This window comes from Streptomyces actuosus (assembly GCF_016921115.1).
Lineage (GTDB): Bacteria > Actinomycetota > Actinomycetes > Streptomycetales > Streptomycetaceae > Streptomyces > Streptomyces actuosus_A.
Genome location: NZ_JAFFZS010000114.1, coordinates 1 through 1082, shown reverse-complemented (window position 1 = coordinate 1082; position 1082 = coordinate 1). Strand labels below are relative to the sequence as shown.

Sequence of the window (1082 nt, the reverse complement as noted above, 5' to 3'; positions counted from 1 at the left end):
TCTGCCTCCCTGGTGTTGGTGCAGGCGTTGGGTGATGCGGGTGTGGGGGGTCCGTTGTGGGTGGTGACGCGTGGTGCGGTGTCGGTGGGTGGGTCGGACGGTCCGGTGGATGCGGTTCAGGCTGCGGTGTGGGGTCTGGGTCGGGTGGCCGGGTTGGAGGTGTCGGGTCGGTGGGGTGGTCTGATCGATCTGCCTGGTGTGGTCGATGGTCGTGTGGTGGAGCGTGTGGCGGTGGTGTTGGCCGGTGTGGGGGGTGAGGATCAGGTTGCGGTGCGGGCGTCGGGGGTGTTCGGGCGTCGTCTGGGGCGTGTGCCGGTAGGTGGTGGGGAGGCCGGGTGGCGGCCGCGGGGCACGGTGTTGATCACGGGTGGTACGGGTGCGTTGGGTGCGCGGGTGGCGCGGTGGGCTGCCGTGGAGGGTGCCGGGCATCTGGTGTTGGTGAGTCGGCGGGGTATCGAGGCTCCGGGTGCGGTCGGGTTGCGGGAGGAGTTGGTGGCCGCGGGTGTGCGGGTGAGTGTGGTGGCGTGTGATGTGGCCGAGCGTTCGGCGGTGGAGGGCCTGTTGGCCGGGTTCTCGGTGGATGCGGTGGTGCATGCGGCGGGTTCGGTGGTGAATGTGCCGTTGGCGGGGGTGTCCGTCGGGGAGTTGTCCGGGGTGTGGGCGGGCAAGGTGGCGGGTGCTGTGCATCTGGATGCGGTGTTGGGTGAGCGGTCGTTGGATGCGTTTGTGGTGTTCTCGTCCGTTGCCGGGGTGTGGGGCAGTGGTGGTCAGGCGGGGTATGCGGCGGCGAATGCGTTTGTGGACGGTTTGGTGCAGGCGCGTCGTGGGCGTGGTCTGGTGGGGACGTCGGTGGCGTGGGGTCCGTGGGCCGGTGGTGGTATGGCGGCTGGTGAGGGGGCTGTGGAGGGGTTGCGGCGGCGTGGTCTGGTCGCGTTGGAGCCGGGGCGTGCGGTGCGGGCGTTGGGGCGGGTGGTGCCGGGGGAGGAGCCGGTGGTGGTCGTCGCGGATGTCGACTGGGCACGGTTCACGCCCGCGTACACCAGTGTGCGTCCCAGCCCGCTCCTGACCGGCATACCCGAAGC

The 1082-nt window shown here is 70.6% G+C and carries 1 protein-coding gene; it reads left to right on the top strand.

Going from position 1 to position 1082, the window contains the following annotated elements:
• Window positions 1–1082, top strand: a 1082-nt coding sequence (locus JS756_RS35815) for a beta-ketoacyl reductase (RefSeq protein WP_205387440.1), incomplete at both ends; no start/stop codon positions are given.